Here is a 13951-nt window from a genome sequence, read left to right as displayed (position 1 = left end):
ACCGCAGCCACCTCATAGACGGCTGCCTCGCCGAGACCGGACTGACCATCAGACCCGCCTGACAACAGCACGACACCACGAGTTCAACCTCAGTAACCGCCTAGCCCGGCGTCGGATCAGGTGAGGAAAGGACGGTGCCCCCGTGGAAGAACCACTGCCGGCCGAGCGGGCCCTGAGCTGCTCGTACGTCACCACAGACGGGGTCCATTTCGATGTCGACAGGTTGTCGATCGAGCACCGCCCCGACCGAAGCGTGACCCTGACGTACCGGCTGACTGTGGGCCGCCAGGGCCGCCCAGCCGAGCGATGGGAGGTATCTCTGCCCTGGGACGACAAGTCCTGGCTGGACGTACTCACCTCGCCCTCTCCCGAGCCGGAGCGACTGCAGCAGCTCGTGCACCTCATCCAGGCCCATCTGGAGGAGTGGTGGGACACGAAGGAGCACAACCGCCAGTCAGCGAAGATGGGGCGACGGCTCCCCTGAGCGGGTGTTCAACCTGACGTCATCAACGGACGCGGGATCCGAAGACGGCACGGGCCAGTGCGCGTCGCCCAGCGGGATGCTGCGCGACGCGCACTGCGCCTGTCCGTACGGCTCTGGTGGCACTCCTACGGGGAGACCGTCCCCTCGGTGCCGGCGGCGCGCGCCGAGCTGAGGCAGATGGCCCGCGCCCGGCGAGCTGTCAAGGCCGCTTGACCGCCACGCCTCGGTCGACCAGAAGCACGAGGTTGCGACAAGGGTTGCGCCTATCGGTTGCGCCATCTGGCCACGGACCCGAGCTCGCCCAGGGACGCACCGGGGCCGTCGCGTCCGGGCCTCGGTCCCTTACGGCTCCAGGCCCTCGATCTGCCCAGTGCGCGCGTGGCAGGCGTGGAAGGAGGCCGCCGGCCTCGACCGACCCGGGCGGGTACGCCTGGCCCCGCCTGCACAACCGGTGGAACACCGTGCTGGAGGGCGGGCTGCAGCACGAGTCCATCGGCGACGTCGTCACCCGCGCTGGCCAGCGTGCCGGGATCGAGATCCGCTTCACCGGCCACAGCCCCCGCCGCGGCCTCGCCACGTCCTCCCGCCTGAAGGGCCACGACCAGATCGTCATCGCCAAGCAGGGCGGGTGGGCCCCCACTCCAAGGTCCTCGCCATCTACCACGAAGTCGTCGACCAGTGGGAGGACAACGCCCTGCTCGGCGTGCTGTAGGCGGTCAACCTGCAGCAGGAGCCCGACTATCCGTATCTACACATCGCCACGAGGCCCTCAGCGCTTCACACGGCCACGGACCGCTAGAAGGGCCAAGGCAACTTCTTCCGTTAGCTCGGCTTGCGTCGCCGCTCCGGAGCCCGGGGCTGTGCGCCGGCTTCTCTCGTGGTCGAGGTGGACCGGAGGTGGGCTCTTCGACCGGGTGGACGTGGGGGAGGGCCAGACGGAAGCCGCTGCCGTGCTGCCTCATGCCTGCAGCAGCAGCGGTGTCTCCACCACCCACTTGGTCTGACGAGACGGGATCACGCCCTTGGTCACCACGGGTTGGTTTTTCACCGTGGCATGTGTCTCCACGGACCACAGTCGGGTACCGGTGGCGGCGTCCAGGGCCGACAGGGTGCCGGTCTGTTCTGCGGTGTACAGGACGCCGTCGGTCCCGGTCCCAACGCTGGGCAGATGATCAACGCCGCGACCCGCCTTCTCGGGCTTGTCGGCTCGGTCGTCGGCGCTGGCGTGGTTCTCAACTTCGCCGGGGGCGTGTTTCTGCCCTGGTACGGGCTGGCGGCGCTGGTCGTGGTGGTCGCGGTCCTGCCGCTCGTTCACGTGGTGGTCGGTAATCGCCACGACAAGCAGTAGTTGACCTGCACGGTGTAGACGCCCGAAGCGGCGCCGGACTCCGTGGAGTCCGGCGCCGCTTCGTTGTGGGGTGTCAGTTTGCGTGGGGAGGCGCCGTCGGCTGGCGGTGCGTTCCCTCCGGACGCTACCGACTCCGACTGCCCCTCACTTTCGCAGGCCAGTTACGGGAAGATGTCTGACCCCCGCAGTCCCGCACACGGCGTCGCTCGGCAGGAGTACGTGAGGACGCCGTCGCGGCGATCGAAGTCGCGCGCGGGAGCGTTCCAGTAGCAAGTGGGCCTTGACATTTACATCTAGGGGGGACTGACTCAGCTCATGACGGATGAGCGCTCCAACGCAGAGATGTATCGTGTCCGGGCGAAACGTCAGCGGGGCGGATGGGTTCTGCAAATCGCCGACACGGATGAGGTATGGATCCGCCGGCTCACAGAGGCGGTCGCCGCGGCGCGGAGCCGGATCTCCGAGGGCACAAACATCCCGCCGGGCGAGATCAATATTCAGGTTGACATCCAACTTGATGAGCCCCTGCAAAGCAGGAAGAGGGAAGCCGTGCAGGCGATTCTTCAGGCCCGCCGCGCTCAGGAGCAAGCGGCCAGAGCCTATCGGGACGTGGCCAGGAGCCTCCAGGAATCCGGAGTTTCCGGGGCTGAGATTGCCCTGATCCTCGACGTTTCCCGGCAGCGCGTGTCACAATTGCTGGCCGAAAAATAGGATCCACTGGAGGCCCTGACCGATGCTCCGTTACTTCATCTCCACCTGAACCCGGTCAATATCCCAAGAGCAGTCCACCGCGTATCGACGGGTGGTGCCCCCATTCTGTGTGGCCCAGGTCGTGTACTTGTCACGCTCGGCGTTGCAAGACCACGCGCCACGTGCCGGCTCCGGTGCATTCGGCCCACCCGCCGGTGTCGCCGACGCTGGTCTTGCAGGCGGTGGTCACGTGTTCAACGTGGTGAACAACCGGGGTCGGGTCACGTTTCTTGACGGTCAGTCGGGAGAAGCAAGCGACGCCCCTGATTGGGACAGCTACAGGTTCATGAGGACGAACTGATGCTCTCAGAAAACGAAGCAAGGGATGTCGCCTTGAATCATCGCAAGGCATCCCGGAAGCCCACTGAGCCGGAACTCTCGATTGACTGGGCTCGTGTGCGGGTTAAGGAGGGGATACTAATTGCCCCGTACAACGCCACGCGATTCCTGCAGACTCGTGATCCCGTGGACCAGCTTCTCGACTGTTGGCCTATTCTGGTGAACATGTCTACTGGCGAGGTTCGCTTCGGAAAGCTAGCAGAGTGCGAATTCTGGCGAAATAGTTAACACTCGGGCCCAGTCCGGCGGATCGCGACAGTGGTAGCTTTTCTAGGGCTAGGCAATTGGTATATCGGGGCCGATCTCTAGTTCCCGGTGGGACGCGAGCAGCCTCTTCGGGAGCCCCAGGTGGTGCAGCACCTCTGCCATGTTCCGGGGAACGCAGTAGACGTCTGGGAGCCCCGGAGAGCGGTCCGCACCCGCTTCGTGCGTCGCTTCCCTCATGGCGCCCGACGGGCCCTCGGGAGAGCGTCACAGCGATCCGCACACTGACGAAGACCCATGCCCCAGGGGACGAGGCAACTCGGCCTGTACGGCGGCCGCGGCATCAAGGGTCATGAAGCCGGCGCGCGCCAACTCGACGCACTGGCCGGCTTCGTCGCCACCCCGGTCATCGCCCGGCGAGGCCTGCTCGCCCGCCTGCACTACCTCACCTGCAGCGACCGCGCCCTCGAAGCCGGCCTCACGGCCACGCCACACACCATCCGCGCTGGTTGGAGGGCACTCGCGCGCCGTCAAAGGCGGACCTTGCAGCGCATTGAGGAGGCGTCCGCGTGGTGCGGCGCGAGAACTCGCCCGTTACCTTGCTCGCCCGCCTCAACCGCGACGGCCGCGGAACTCGCCTGGAGTTCCACACGCTCAACCAATCTCAGGTTTCCCGACCTCGCCAGCGTGAGCTGAGCTACCGCACCCTCAACGTCCGTCACTGGGACCGCATCGTCACCGCCTGGGCGGCCGCCGACGACAAGGCCCTGGATGTGCCGCACGGGTTGACGACGCCGTAATGGGCCTGGGATCCGAGTAGGGGCGATTCGGATTGGGGACGAACATCGGGTTCGCTGTCTGACCGGGTGTGGTGGCTCCTCACCGTGTCCGACGACCTCGACAGGTGCACCCGTTGCATCGATCCGTTGTGCAGCGAATCCCGTGCCCGCAAACGCGGTGAGTTTTGTCGAACCGTCACCGCCTCTCGTACAACCCTCGGCAAACCGTGTTGATCGTCACGTCGCCAATCGAATGATTGTCCGATTGGCCGTGTCCGTCCGGTAGCTGTCGGCCCACTGGCCCACGTAGGAAGGGAGTCGGCGACCACACATCCGGGGCCGCCGACTCCCACTCGACCAACCAGACGCCGCCGGTGGGCGCGGGCGGCACGAGAGGATCAACCAGTTGTCTGCGAAGGCAAAGTTACGACGCGCGTTATCCCGAGTTGCGATCGGCACGGCGCTGCTCACCGCGGTCCCACTCGCCGTTACGAGCGGCGCCGCTGCCCAGGGGGCAAGCCCCACTGCCGCAGCTGAACGCTTCATCCCTAATCCGGACCCCAACGGCGCACCGTCGTCGCGCCCGGCGGCCGGACCCGAGCGGCCCTCCCTGACGGCGGCGAACCGCCCCGTGTCCGGCAAGACCCCGCAGGCCGGTCCCACGTTCACACAGGCGAATGGCGTGTGGAACGTCAACACCTCCATGGCCGTCCTGCGCAACACCGTCACGGACGCTGACGGCGACAAGGCCAACCTGACCTTCGAGGTCTACTCGACCGACGCCAGCGGCAACCCGAAGACACAGGTCAAGATCACGGACGACAACCCGTACGGCGTCCTGGTGTCACCGTTCGTGGCGTCCGGCAAGACCGCCGAGGTCACGGTGCCCTCCGGGAAGCTGAAGCCGGGCACCACGTACGCCTTCCACACCTCCGCCTACGACGGCAGCCTGTACGAGACGTCCTGGTCCCCCTGGGCCAAATTCCGCATCCGCGACCGCGCGGTGGACATCACCCTGCCGGCACCGAACAAGAGCGCTGCGGACCCCGCGTTCGACAACACCTGGCAGCCGGTGCCCGGCTGGGGGACAGTCAACACAAAGCCATTCGCCGCCACCACCGAGCGGCACTGCACGCCTGCCAAGAGCGGCAACCTGCTGTGCATCACCTCCTCACCGGCGACCCTCGCAGACCTCTCCAAGGCGAAGGAGAGCCGCGCGCGTCTGAAGGGGATCCGCACTGCGGCGCCACCGCTGAACGACACCTGTGAGGCCGGAGCGTCACAGGGCAGCTACCTGTCGATCTTCACCCGTGACTCGGCGTGCATGTACAACAAGACGTCCGTCGAGGTGACCGACGAACAGCAGACGGAGTCCAAGGGCTATCAGGAATTCCTGATGTCCTACCACATGAAGACCGACATGGTCGGTACCGAGCTGAAGCTGTGGGCTCGTGTCACCCCCCTGCCCATGCCCGCAGGGAAGATCCCCTTCCCGGCGCAGCCCGGCGCGATCAAGCTGACGATCTCGCCGCAGTGCAGCGCAGGATGCGCCGACAAGCCCGCCTACGCGTGGGACGGCAACCTGATGTGGGGCGGCTCGTACGGCATCGACCCGCATGAGGAGACGGGAACGGCCACGGTGAAGTGGTCCGGTGGCGTTCCGGACGAGTCGGGGACGAAGGACAAGGACCTCTCGCAGGACATGGCCTTCGCGCCGTACGCAACCTTCTCCACCAGCGTCCCGGAGACCTTCCCCACCGACAAGAGCCAGGGATTCATCGGCAACCCCGTCTACACACGCTGTGACATGGTGTACTCCCCGGCGGGCTGCGTGCTGCGCGACTACATGCCCGGCTACGTGTTCAACACCGCCAAGACGCCGGCAGCAGCCGCACACGCCTGGCTGATCCAAAGCAAGATCCGCAAGGGCGCGCCGCTGAACTACCTCCCGGACCGCAGGGGAGACACCGGAGCGCACGGCGAGCGCAACACCTACGGCCGCGACCCGGACGCCAACCGCAAGGTGATCTGCCCGGACGGCTGGGCGGCCGCCAAGGGACACCCCGACACCACTCCGGTCACCGACATCAGCGCCACCGACAAGGCCAGCTGCGACGAGTTCACCTTCGCCGCCAGCTACAACAGCGGTGGCATGCCCAAGGACATGGAAGGCACCAACCCCGTCACCTCCGGCGACCAGTGCGTGCAGTCCTACGCCACCAAGCTGGCGGACGGCACCTGGAAGCTGTACGACGACGAGCGCAAGGCCGGCCCCACCTGGAAGGAAGTCTGCGGCCGGTCGGCCATGTCCGGGTGGATCAACTCCACCTCCATGAGCCGCTTCCCCACCTTCGCCAAGCAGTACCGCCTCCTCGACCAGGACCTGTACTTCGTCAGGACACCCGGCTTCGACAAGTGCGACGCGAGCAAGGCAGTCGTCAAGTGCGACATCAGGTAACTCTGTAAGACACACCCCGCCCAGGGCCGGCAAGCGGGTACCTGCGGGGGGCGGCGCCCAGCGCGGCCGCCCCCCGCTTCCCTCACAGGAGGCACGAGATGCACGACGGAATAACCTGGATCGCCCGCAGCAACATCTCCTGGCTCGGGTACTGCATCACGCTGGCGCGCGGCATAGACCCCGAGGAACTCGTCCGCCGCCTCGCAGCAGAGACCACTCCTACCCTGCTCGGGCAGCGCACGGCGGAGGAACTCGAGAGGTATGTCAGCCAGCGGGACCAGGAAAGGGCACAGTGCGACACCATCGCGGTGCGGTACGGAGCCACTGCAGACCTGGCCTTTGCCGTGGCGGATGGCCACTGGCCGGGAGAGATGGACCTGGGGATCCCCGACGGCCTGTCCCAGGACGGTGCCCACATCTTCCGGCTGTACTACGAGAAGCAGAACCCCAAGCTCCCCCCGCCCACATTCAGCTACTTCCACGACGGTCGCTACATGTGCGGGTTCGACATGTATATGCACACGTGGTCCTCGGAGATCACTGGCTCCCAGCCCGGCCTCGTCAGCGAGGCCGTCCTCGGCGCAGGCATCCCCGGTGAAACCGAACGAGACGTGGCACATGCCAAGTCCCTGGCGATCGTGGAGAAACAGTTCCAGCTCACCCTTCCACGCGAAGAAGTGCTGCACGGGGCAGTAGCCGCCGCTTTGATCAAGGGCTATACATCTGCGTGAACCCTCAACGAGCCACCGCCCTGGCCAGCGAGCAGGGCACGGTGAGCCACGGGCCGGACGCCAAGGAGCTCAAGCACACATTGCGGCCAGGCGTCCCGGCCCTCGGTAGGGGTCTGGCAGTACGGACGCCGTGCAGAGGCCAGCCGTCGCCCCACCGAACCGGTGTCTGCCAGACCGCCATCGAGGCCGACAGCAACAGCAAGTCGACCGCGCCGATGCTCAGCATGTCCGAGCAGATCCGATCGGTGGAGGGCGAGGGCTGGGTGCTGGCCGACATGGCGGCCGCCGCTGTGGTTATCCGGGGGCCGGCATCCCCGTGAGAGCCGCATCGCTCGTCGCGGTCTTGAGGCGAACGTCGAGGTCCGGCCACCGACGAACGGGACGAGGACGACGAGCAGCCGCGAGCTCGGGGCCCGGTCCTACCGTGGTGTGTTGGGCGGGAGCAGTCACCGGGCGGTCAGCCTGATGCGTCGCAGCATCCCTCAACTTTGGTGTCAGCGTCTTTGACCTCTTCGCTGCGTACCGCGGTCCTGCTTGATCGACGGTTTCAGATACCTTGATCGTCAAGAGCGGGCCCGTCGCGATCGACAACATCGGTTGTGCTACCTCGGCGGCCTCGGAGCTTGAGGGGCCGGGGGCCGCCGCTCACTGAGGTCTCATCGAGCGCAGCCGGTCAGCGATGTCGTAGACCGACAGGCGCAGCGCGCGGATGTCGGTGATCAGGTCGCGCCACGGCTCGTAGATGGTGTCCACGGTCTCGCCGGACGCCTGGATGTAGGCGACGGCCACGCCGTACGCGAAGAACTCGTTGCGCGCCGGCAGCGGCCGCAGGAGGACGATCTGCTCCAGCAAGGCGGCCGCCCGCCAGTAGGCGTCCGGTGTTCCGACCTCGATGTGCGGCGTGTTCACCCGGTGCCGGGCGACGGCGGCCACGAGCGCCGAGTAGTCCCGGACAGCCAGGTCCTTTCCCAGCATTTCCTCTTGCCGATCCAGGAGCCACCGGATGTCGATGTGCAGGTCCAAGGTCAGGCCGCCCGGTGCATGCTGTCCGCGTCCTGCGGCAGGCCGCCGAAGTCACGGTCGAAGGCCTCGGCGATGCCCGGCTGCGAGATGGCCGCCCGGAAGGCTGCGGTGGCCGCGCCCAGCTTGATCTGGTTCTCCTCCTGGACGGCGAGGTCTGCGAGCAGCGCTCGCACGCTCGTGTTCCGGGCGGCAGCGATGGCGGCCAGCCGGTCTCGCGTCTCTGTGTCGATCTTCACGGTGGTATCAGCCATACACCCCAGTATGCACTCATGACTACCTTCGTGAATACAGTGGCGGCGAATGCACTCGAAGGGTGCAGGCGCCGGCAGCAAGGCGCGGCGAAGCACTCGGGGCCCCTATGTCATTGGCCAAGGGGGACGAGGGTGCGGTTGCGGCCGTCACGGGCCGTTCGATGTGTTTCGGCTGACCGTCGAGCACCCGATGCTGGGCTGCGGGATGCTTTTGGACGTTGTGGGGGGACAGGTGAGGCTGCCTGTCGGGCGCATCCTCGAGCTTGTTGGCCTGTCGGTCGGGCCGCTCTGCATGCAGTTCTGGTTGTCGGCTGACACAGACGTGGTGTGCGATGTCAGGTACGTGGCGCCGGGCACCCAGGTCCTCACCTTCGTGCTCGGAGGGTTGACCGAGAACGAGCGTGAACAGGTCACCGATGCGGTTCAGCGCCTGCTCCAGCGGGAGTTGGACAGGACTGTTGCGCTGCTCGTCGACGTGGGCGGCGAAACAGCGGACGAGGACGATGACGCGCTGGTCCTGTATGGCCGACTGCCGATGGGCCCGCGCCCGGACCGAGTGCAGTTCCGGACGGACCGGCTCAGCGCCGTCCCGGCTGTTCTTGCTGGAGCCGAGGTGACGGATCTCGGCAACGGGCTGAGTACAGTCCGCTGGTAATGATCACCGGGCAGGTTCGCGGAGCCAGAGGACGAGCGCTGCGAGGTGGAGTCCGGCCCGGTACCGGGAGGCGAGTTTGTCGAATCGCGTCGCGATGGCGCGGAACTGCTTGAGCCGGCTGAAGCAGCGTTCGACGACGTTGCGGGCTTTGTAGAGCTCGCGGTCGAAGGCTTGGCGGCCTGCCGCCGGCCCGGCCGCGCCCACGGCTGCCGGGGCTCACGCCATGCGCACCAGGTCGCGGCCCGCTGGAAGCTCGGCACGGAAACGAGTCTTCGCTATGCAGGTCGTCTCGGTAACGCCCGGCACCTGGCCTGTCTGCGCGCGCCCTGTGGACACCAATCCTGGCGGCTCACCCGCCGGCGGCGTCCTTTACAGCTCAATTAGGGTCTGTCCCTTCGATCTTGCTGAATGTCATGGAAAACCTGGTCGAGTTCATTCCGGACGGGCCGTACTCTGGCCAGCATGGCCCACGCGAAGACCTCCTACGTCTGCCTGCCCTGTCGGGCCTCCTACAAGCAGCCTTACCTCGGTGACCACGACCGGCTCTGCCCACGCTGTGCCGAGCCGTTGATCCATGTGGGTTCCGCCTTCGCAACGCCGCGGCGGCGCGACACTGCTGCCTGGCGGACCCTGTCGGTACTTTTGAATGCCGGTGTCCGCTTCCACAAGAGTTGCTGTGGCGGCCCTGGCTATCGTCCGCGCACGCTCAGCGAGGTGCGCGAGCGGATGGCATACGCGCGAAGGACCGGTGAACCGTTCGCGCGTGCATTGGTGCGCCACGAGCTGCCGTAGCCCTTGGCATAACAGAGCAGCCATGCTGTCCGACGCTTGGAGCCGCTTCTTCCGGTGAGCAACGGGCGTTGTGGCCTCCGCACTCACGAGGTGAACCCGCCGGGTGAGTATGGGGGCCCGCGATCCCCACAGGGTTCAGGGGGTCACAGTCCCCGCTTATGGCGTACGGTCAGGCTGCCGGAGGAACGGCACGGGCCAAGGGTTCCAGGTCTCCGTACAGGGCGGCGTGGAGTGCTGCGGCGAGTTCGCGGGCTCGTTCCTCGCTCCCCACCCCGTGCATCATGAAGTAGATCGGTCCCGTGTAAGCGCCCCAGTCGACCTCACGCCTTTGAACCAAGCGCGTGATCGTGGTCTGTACTTCCTCGTTGACTGCGTCGGCGACTGTGTGGCCAGAGCCCGCGGTGAGCGTGTCCGCCTTCACGGTCCAGCGGTCGGGCCCTTCGAGCTCGATGGCCACGAACACGGCTCCGTGCGCCATGGCTGTCCGGTACGCGTTGTGGAAAGCGCCGGTACCGGTGGCGTCGGGGATGAGGTGGGCGGGGCAGGGAACCGGGAGCGGCTGCACGAGGGCATTGTGACAACGGCTGAGATCCCTTCACGGCCAGTGACACGCGCGTCGGCCTATCCCACGTCTGGCTGCTGCTCTTCGAGCACTTCGAGGACCTTGATCTTCGTCGCGGGCACGAGGTGGGCTTCCTGCATGTCCTGGCTGGTCCACCAAGGGTTTCCGTCAGCCTCCTTGCCCGGCCGACCCCACCGAACCATCTCCAGTTCTTCTCCGGGATGGAAAATCCTCAGCCTCAGGGGTTCAACAGAGGTGGACTGGTGTTCGGCGAGTAAGCGCACGCGAGCGCGCACTCTCTCGCGGGGAGGCCGCCCCTCCCTGCCCTGCGATCGCTCATCCTGTCCCTGCCTCCCGCGCGTCGGCCGTCCCTGTCTCGGCACTCCCGCCGGGACAGTCTATGAGCCGGGCGAGATCGGCCAGTGCGACCTGTGGTTCCCGCCCGCCGACATCCCGCTCGGCTTGGGCCAGGTCGGGCGGCCGCCGGTGCTGGTCATGGTCGCCGGCTACTCGCGGTGGATCACCGCCCGGATGCTGCCCTCCAGGTCTGCGGCCGATCTGATCGCCGGGCACTGGCGGCTGCTGACCGAGCTGGGTGCCGTCCCACGGGTGCTGGTCTGGGACAACGAGGGAGCCGTCGGCTCCTGGCGGTCCGGCGGTCCTCAACTCACCGACGACTTCGCCGCGTTCGCCGGACTGCTGGGCGTCAAGTTCCTGCTCTGCAAGCCCCGGGATCCCGAGTCCAGGGGCCTGGTCGAACGGGCCAACGGATACCTCGAGACGTCGTTCCTGCCCGGCCGGGTATTCACCTCGCCGGCGGACTTCAACATCCAGCTCGCCGACTGGCTGACCAGGGCGAACCGGCGCATCCACCGCACCTTGCAGGCTCGCCCGGCGGACCGGCTGGAAGCGGACCGCTCCCGGATGCTGGCCCTGCCCCCGATCGCCCCGCCGGGCTGGTGGAAGGCATCACTGCGGCTGCCCCGGGACCACTACGTCCGCCTGGACACCTGCGACTACTCGGTGCACCCGCTGGCCGTCGGCCGCCGCATCGAGGTCGCCGCCGACCTGGACCAGGTCCTGGTGACCTGCAACGGCGTCGAGGTCGCCCGCCATGCCCGCAGCTGGGCCCGCTACCAGACCATCACCGACCCGGACCACGCGACCGCTGCCGCGGCCGCCCGCAAGGCGGCCGCCGGCACGAAACCGGCGCCAGTGGACGTGACGGAGGTCGAGGAACGGTCACTGGACACCTGCGACCGGATCTTCGGCGTCATCGACGGCGGGCTGAGCACGGGTGAGCAGGCGATCCCACCGAGACGCGCAGCAGTCAGAGCGACTCTCGGTCCGGCCGCGGATAGCCGATTTCCGAGATGTCCTGGGCGAGGTCCGCCAGGGTGACCTCTGCATTCAGCGACGAAACGAGTTCCTGGTCCAGCGGTCGCAGGGCATACACATTGCTCACCGCTGCCAGGTCCACGGGGACCTCGTAGTAGTCCTCGGCGAAGCACTGGAACGCTTCCGGAGAACGGTCGATCAGGAGATTGAACAGTCCAGTCGTCCCATCAGGATCGGCACTGCCCGCGGGAAAGTGGATCGTCCCGTGGCGCCACTGATCGTCGGTCTTCCCCCGCCACAAGCAGGCTGTTACGACGGGCACGCCGTCCTCGTCGGTGAAGGCCGGCTCCTCCACGAAGGGCCGAAAGACCTCAGGGACCTCGTCAATCACTCCCGGCCAAGGCTCGCCGTCGTTGCCATATGGGCTCATCGGCGATTCGTGGCTGAAGCCGCGGACATAGACCCCGGCCGCCGAGAACACTATGGAGTACTCGTCTCCTGACCCGTTGCGCATCGAGGCCATCTCCTCGCCTTCAGCCCAAGCGGCGTTGAAGGAGTAGTACCGGCTTTCCCAGTCCGGGCTCAGGATCGCGTCGAGCATCGCAAGCGAGCGGCACAGGTCCCGCAGGTCAGCGATGGTGGGAAGCTGGCGGGCTACGTCATAGACAGTCACGGGCTCATCCAACCGGAATCCCTCGGACATCAGCCCCGCCCCTGTCAGACGTCACGGTCAGTAGCAGTTCCAGAGCCGGACGGGCCCGGTGACCGGCTGTGTACAGCCTGGATGCGGCCGGGGTGCGCTGGTAACGCTCGGAGGGGGGTTTGTTGGTGTGCCGAGTGCTTGCAGCTCATGCCCTTGCTGGACGCGATACCCCGCATCCGCGGCCTGGTGGGCAGGCCACGTCACCGACCACGGCGGCTGTTCGCCGACCGCGGCTACGACTACGACAAGTACCGGCGACTCCTGCGCGCTCGCGGCATCGCGCCGAAGATCGCCCGCAAGGGCACCGTCCACGGATCCGGACTGGGCAGGACCAGGTGGGTCGTCGAGCGAACCTTCGCCTGGCTCCGCCAGTTCAAGCGCCTGCGGATCCGCTACGAGATACGAGCCGACCTCTACCTCGGACTGCTCCAACGCTCGTGCAGCATCATCTGCTTGAGACGACTCCGAACCTCATCCTCAAATGATCAGTAAGTCGGAACGGATGGCCCGCGAGGAATACGCCTTGTCCGTGATGACCGTCTCGGGTCGGCTCCGCGGCTGGCCCACGGTCAAGGGGGCACTCGCACCGCCTGGAGCACCGTATCGAACATGGTGGAGTCATTGACGTTGCCCGATGGTCCGTCTCGCTTGACCTCTTGCGTGTCAGTCCGGCAGCCAGTGCAGTTCGTGCGCCAGGGTTTTGGCGACGGCACGGATGCGGCGGTGTAGTGGCGACTGCTCGCGTGGGAGGACCAGGTGGATCGTCAGGCTGGGCGCGCCCCGTAGCGGTCGCCAGGTGAGACCGGCCGGTTGTGCCGTGACCGCGGCTTCTCCGGCCGGGGCGAGGGTGACCCCGTCGCGCAGGTCGCGCTGAGACATGTCGAAAGAGACTGCGGGCGTGTGGAATCGGGGGTGTGGTCGGGTGTCTTGGAACAGTGCGGACAGCTGATCGTGGATCACGGGGTTGGTCGCACGGTCCGGGAGTCGCAGCGGATACGCGGCCGCGTCGGCGATCTCGATCTCCGGGTGTTCGGCCAGCGGATGGTGCTGCGCCAGCTGGACCCCGATGCGCATACGCCGCAGCAGGAACCGGCGCACGCCACGGCCCGGCTGTTCACCGCGGGTGATCCCGGCATCGATGCGGCCGTCGGCGACCGCGGGGGAGATCTCCGGTGTCGCCATCGGGACCGCGCCGACCTCGAGTCCGCTGTTGCCGCGAATCAGCCTGTCCACCAGGGCCGGTGCCGTCTCGGCCCCGGCGCTGAGGCTGTATCCGATGCGCAGCGTGCCCAGTTCACCGGCCGCCGCGCTCCGGGCGGTGTCCCATGCCCGGTCCAGCGCCGCCAGCGCGGGCGGCGCGGACTCCGCCAAAGCCGCACCGGCCGTGGTCAATACGACGCTACGCGTGTTGCGGACCAGCAGGGCCGTGCCGAGTTCCGCCTCCAATCGGCGCATCCGGGCGCTGAGTGCGGGCTGTGCGATACCGATCCGTGCGGCCGCGCGGGTGAAGTTCAACTCCTGCGCCAGCACCAGG

General features: G+C 67.0%; 14 protein-coding genes and 5 pseudogenes. 11 read left to right on the top strand and 8 right to left on the bottom strand.

Annotated elements, in window-relative coordinates; all coding sequences use genetic code 11:
• Positions 1-142: 142 nt before the first annotated feature.
• Positions 143-484: a hypothetical protein gene (locus AB0J12_RS38900; protein WP_363269536.1), complete on the top strand. Its 342-nt coding sequence runs from the start codon at positions 143-145 to the stop codon at positions 482-484.
• Between the two features lie 958 nt (positions 485-1442).
• Here the strand turns inward: AB0J12_RS38900 and AB0J12_RS38895 are convergent.
• Positions 1443-1820 carry a PQQ-binding-like beta-propeller repeat protein gene (locus AB0J12_RS38895; protein WP_363269535.1) on the bottom strand — a complete coding sequence of 126 codons (378 nt, stop codon included), beginning with the start codon at positions 1818-1820 and terminating at the stop codon, positions 1443-1445.
• Positions 1821-2147: 327 nt separating this feature from the next.
• On the opposite strand from AB0J12_RS38895, the gene AB0J12_RS38890 reads away from it, so the two are divergent.
• From AB0J12_RS38890 to AB0J12_RS38865, 6 genes and pseudogenes are all read left to right on the top strand, one after another.
• Positions 2148-2543, top strand: a complete 396-nt coding sequence (locus AB0J12_RS38890; protein ID WP_363269534.1) for a hypothetical protein — start codon at positions 2148-2150, stop codon at positions 2541-2543.
• 91 nt (positions 2544-2634) lie between these two features.
• Entirely contained in the window at positions 2635-2883 is a 249-nt protein-coding gene (locus AB0J12_RS38885; RefSeq protein ID WP_363269533.1) for a toxin glutamine deamidase domain-containing protein, read from the top strand.
• Between the two features lie 539 nt (positions 2884-3422).
• Positions 3423-3945 (top strand): annotated as a pseudogene (locus tag AB0J12_RS38880) (transcriptional regulator).
• Between the two features lie 590 nt (positions 3946-4535).
• Positions 4536-6362, top strand: a complete 1827-nt coding sequence (locus tag AB0J12_RS38875) for a hypothetical protein (protein WP_363269532.1) — start codon at positions 4536-4538, stop codon at positions 6360-6362.
• A gap of 98 nt (positions 6363-6460) precedes the next feature.
• Positions 6461-7093 carry a DUF6461 domain-containing protein gene (locus AB0J12_RS38870; RefSeq protein ID WP_363269531.1) on the top strand — a complete coding sequence of 211 codons (633 nt, stop codon included), beginning with the start codon at positions 6461-6463 and terminating at the stop codon, positions 7091-7093.
• A complete protein-coding gene (locus AB0J12_RS38865) occupies positions 7090-7413 on the top strand; it encodes a hypothetical protein (RefSeq protein ID WP_363269530.1) in 324 nt (107 codons plus the stop codon). Before AB0J12_RS38870 ends, AB0J12_RS38865 begins: the two co-directional genes overlap by 4 nt.
• 325 nt (positions 7414-7738) lie before the next feature.
• On the opposite strand, the gene AB0J12_RS38860 is transcribed toward AB0J12_RS38865, so the two are convergent.
• Together AB0J12_RS38860 and AB0J12_RS38855 are read right to left on the bottom strand one after the other, a co-directional pair.
• Positions 7739-8116: a toxin Doc gene (locus tag AB0J12_RS38860; RefSeq protein ID WP_363269529.1), complete on the bottom strand. Its 378-nt coding sequence runs from the start codon at positions 8114-8116 to the stop codon at positions 7739-7741.
• Positions 8117-8118: 2 nt separating this feature from the next.
• Positions 8119-8367, bottom strand: coding sequence for an antitoxin MazE7 (locus AB0J12_RS38855; protein WP_363269528.1), 249 nt, complete (start codon positions 8365-8367; stop codon positions 8119-8121).
• Positions 8368-8416: 49 nt separating this feature from the next.
• On the opposite strand from AB0J12_RS38855, the gene AB0J12_RS38850 reads away from it, so the two are divergent.
• Positions 8417-9022, top strand: coding sequence for a hypothetical protein (locus AB0J12_RS38850; RefSeq protein WP_363269527.1), 606 nt, complete (start codon positions 8417-8419; stop codon positions 9020-9022).
• A 3-nt stretch (positions 9023-9025) separates the two neighbouring features.
• Here the strand turns inward: AB0J12_RS38850 and AB0J12_RS38845 are convergent.
• Positions 9026-9187 (bottom strand): annotated as a pseudogene (locus AB0J12_RS38845) (transposase); the annotation flags it as partial.
• A gap of 297 nt (positions 9188-9484) precedes the next feature.
• Here AB0J12_RS38845 and AB0J12_RS38840 point away from each other — a divergent pair.
• Entirely contained in the window at positions 9485-9814 is a 330-nt protein-coding gene (locus AB0J12_RS38840) for a deoxyxylulose-5-phosphate synthase (protein WP_363269526.1), read from the top strand.
• A 169-nt stretch (positions 9815-9983) separates the two neighbouring features.
• On the opposite strand, the gene AB0J12_RS38835 is transcribed toward AB0J12_RS38840, so the two are convergent.
• Entirely contained in the window at positions 9984-10379 is a 396-nt protein-coding gene (locus tag AB0J12_RS38835; protein ID WP_363269524.1) for a hypothetical protein, read from the bottom strand.
• A 381-nt stretch (positions 10380-10760) separates the two neighbouring features.
• On the opposite strand from AB0J12_RS38835, the pseudogene AB0J12_RS38830 reads away from it, so the two are divergent.
• Positions 10761-11549: pseudogene (locus AB0J12_RS38830) on the top strand (DDE-type integrase/transposase/recombinase); the annotation flags it as partial.
• A 157-nt stretch (positions 11550-11706) separates the two neighbouring features.
• Here AB0J12_RS38830 and AB0J12_RS38825 read toward each other — a convergent pair.
• Positions 11707-12387: a hypothetical protein gene (locus tag AB0J12_RS38825; RefSeq protein ID WP_363269522.1), complete on the bottom strand. Its 681-nt coding sequence runs from the start codon at positions 12385-12387 to the stop codon at positions 11707-11709.
• A gap of 171 nt (positions 12388-12558) precedes the next feature.
• On the opposite strand from AB0J12_RS38825, the pseudogene AB0J12_RS38820 reads away from it, so the two are divergent.
• Positions 12559-12909: pseudogene (locus AB0J12_RS38820) on the top strand (transposase); the annotation flags it as partial.
• 6 nt (positions 12910-12915) lie between these two features.
• On the opposite strand, the pseudogene AB0J12_RS38815 reads toward AB0J12_RS38820, so the two are convergent.
• Positions 12916-13049: pseudogene (locus AB0J12_RS38815) on the bottom strand (IS5/IS1182 family transposase); the annotation flags it as partial.
• A 31-nt stretch (positions 13050-13080) separates the two neighbouring features.
• The gene (locus AB0J12_RS38810) at positions 13081-13950 is read right to left on the bottom strand and encodes a LysR family transcriptional regulator (RefSeq protein ID WP_363269521.1); all 870 of its coding nucleotides are present in this window, start codon (positions 13948-13950) and stop codon (positions 13081-13083) included.
• Position 13951 lies beyond the last annotated feature (1 nt).

Source organism: Streptomyces sp. NPDC049915, assembly GCF_040656475.1.
GTDB lineage: Bacteria > Actinomycetota > Actinomycetes > Streptomycetales > Streptomycetaceae > Streptomyces.
The sequence above is the reverse complement of the archived record's forward strand: the minus strand, read 5'-3'. Positions and strand labels throughout refer to the sequence as shown.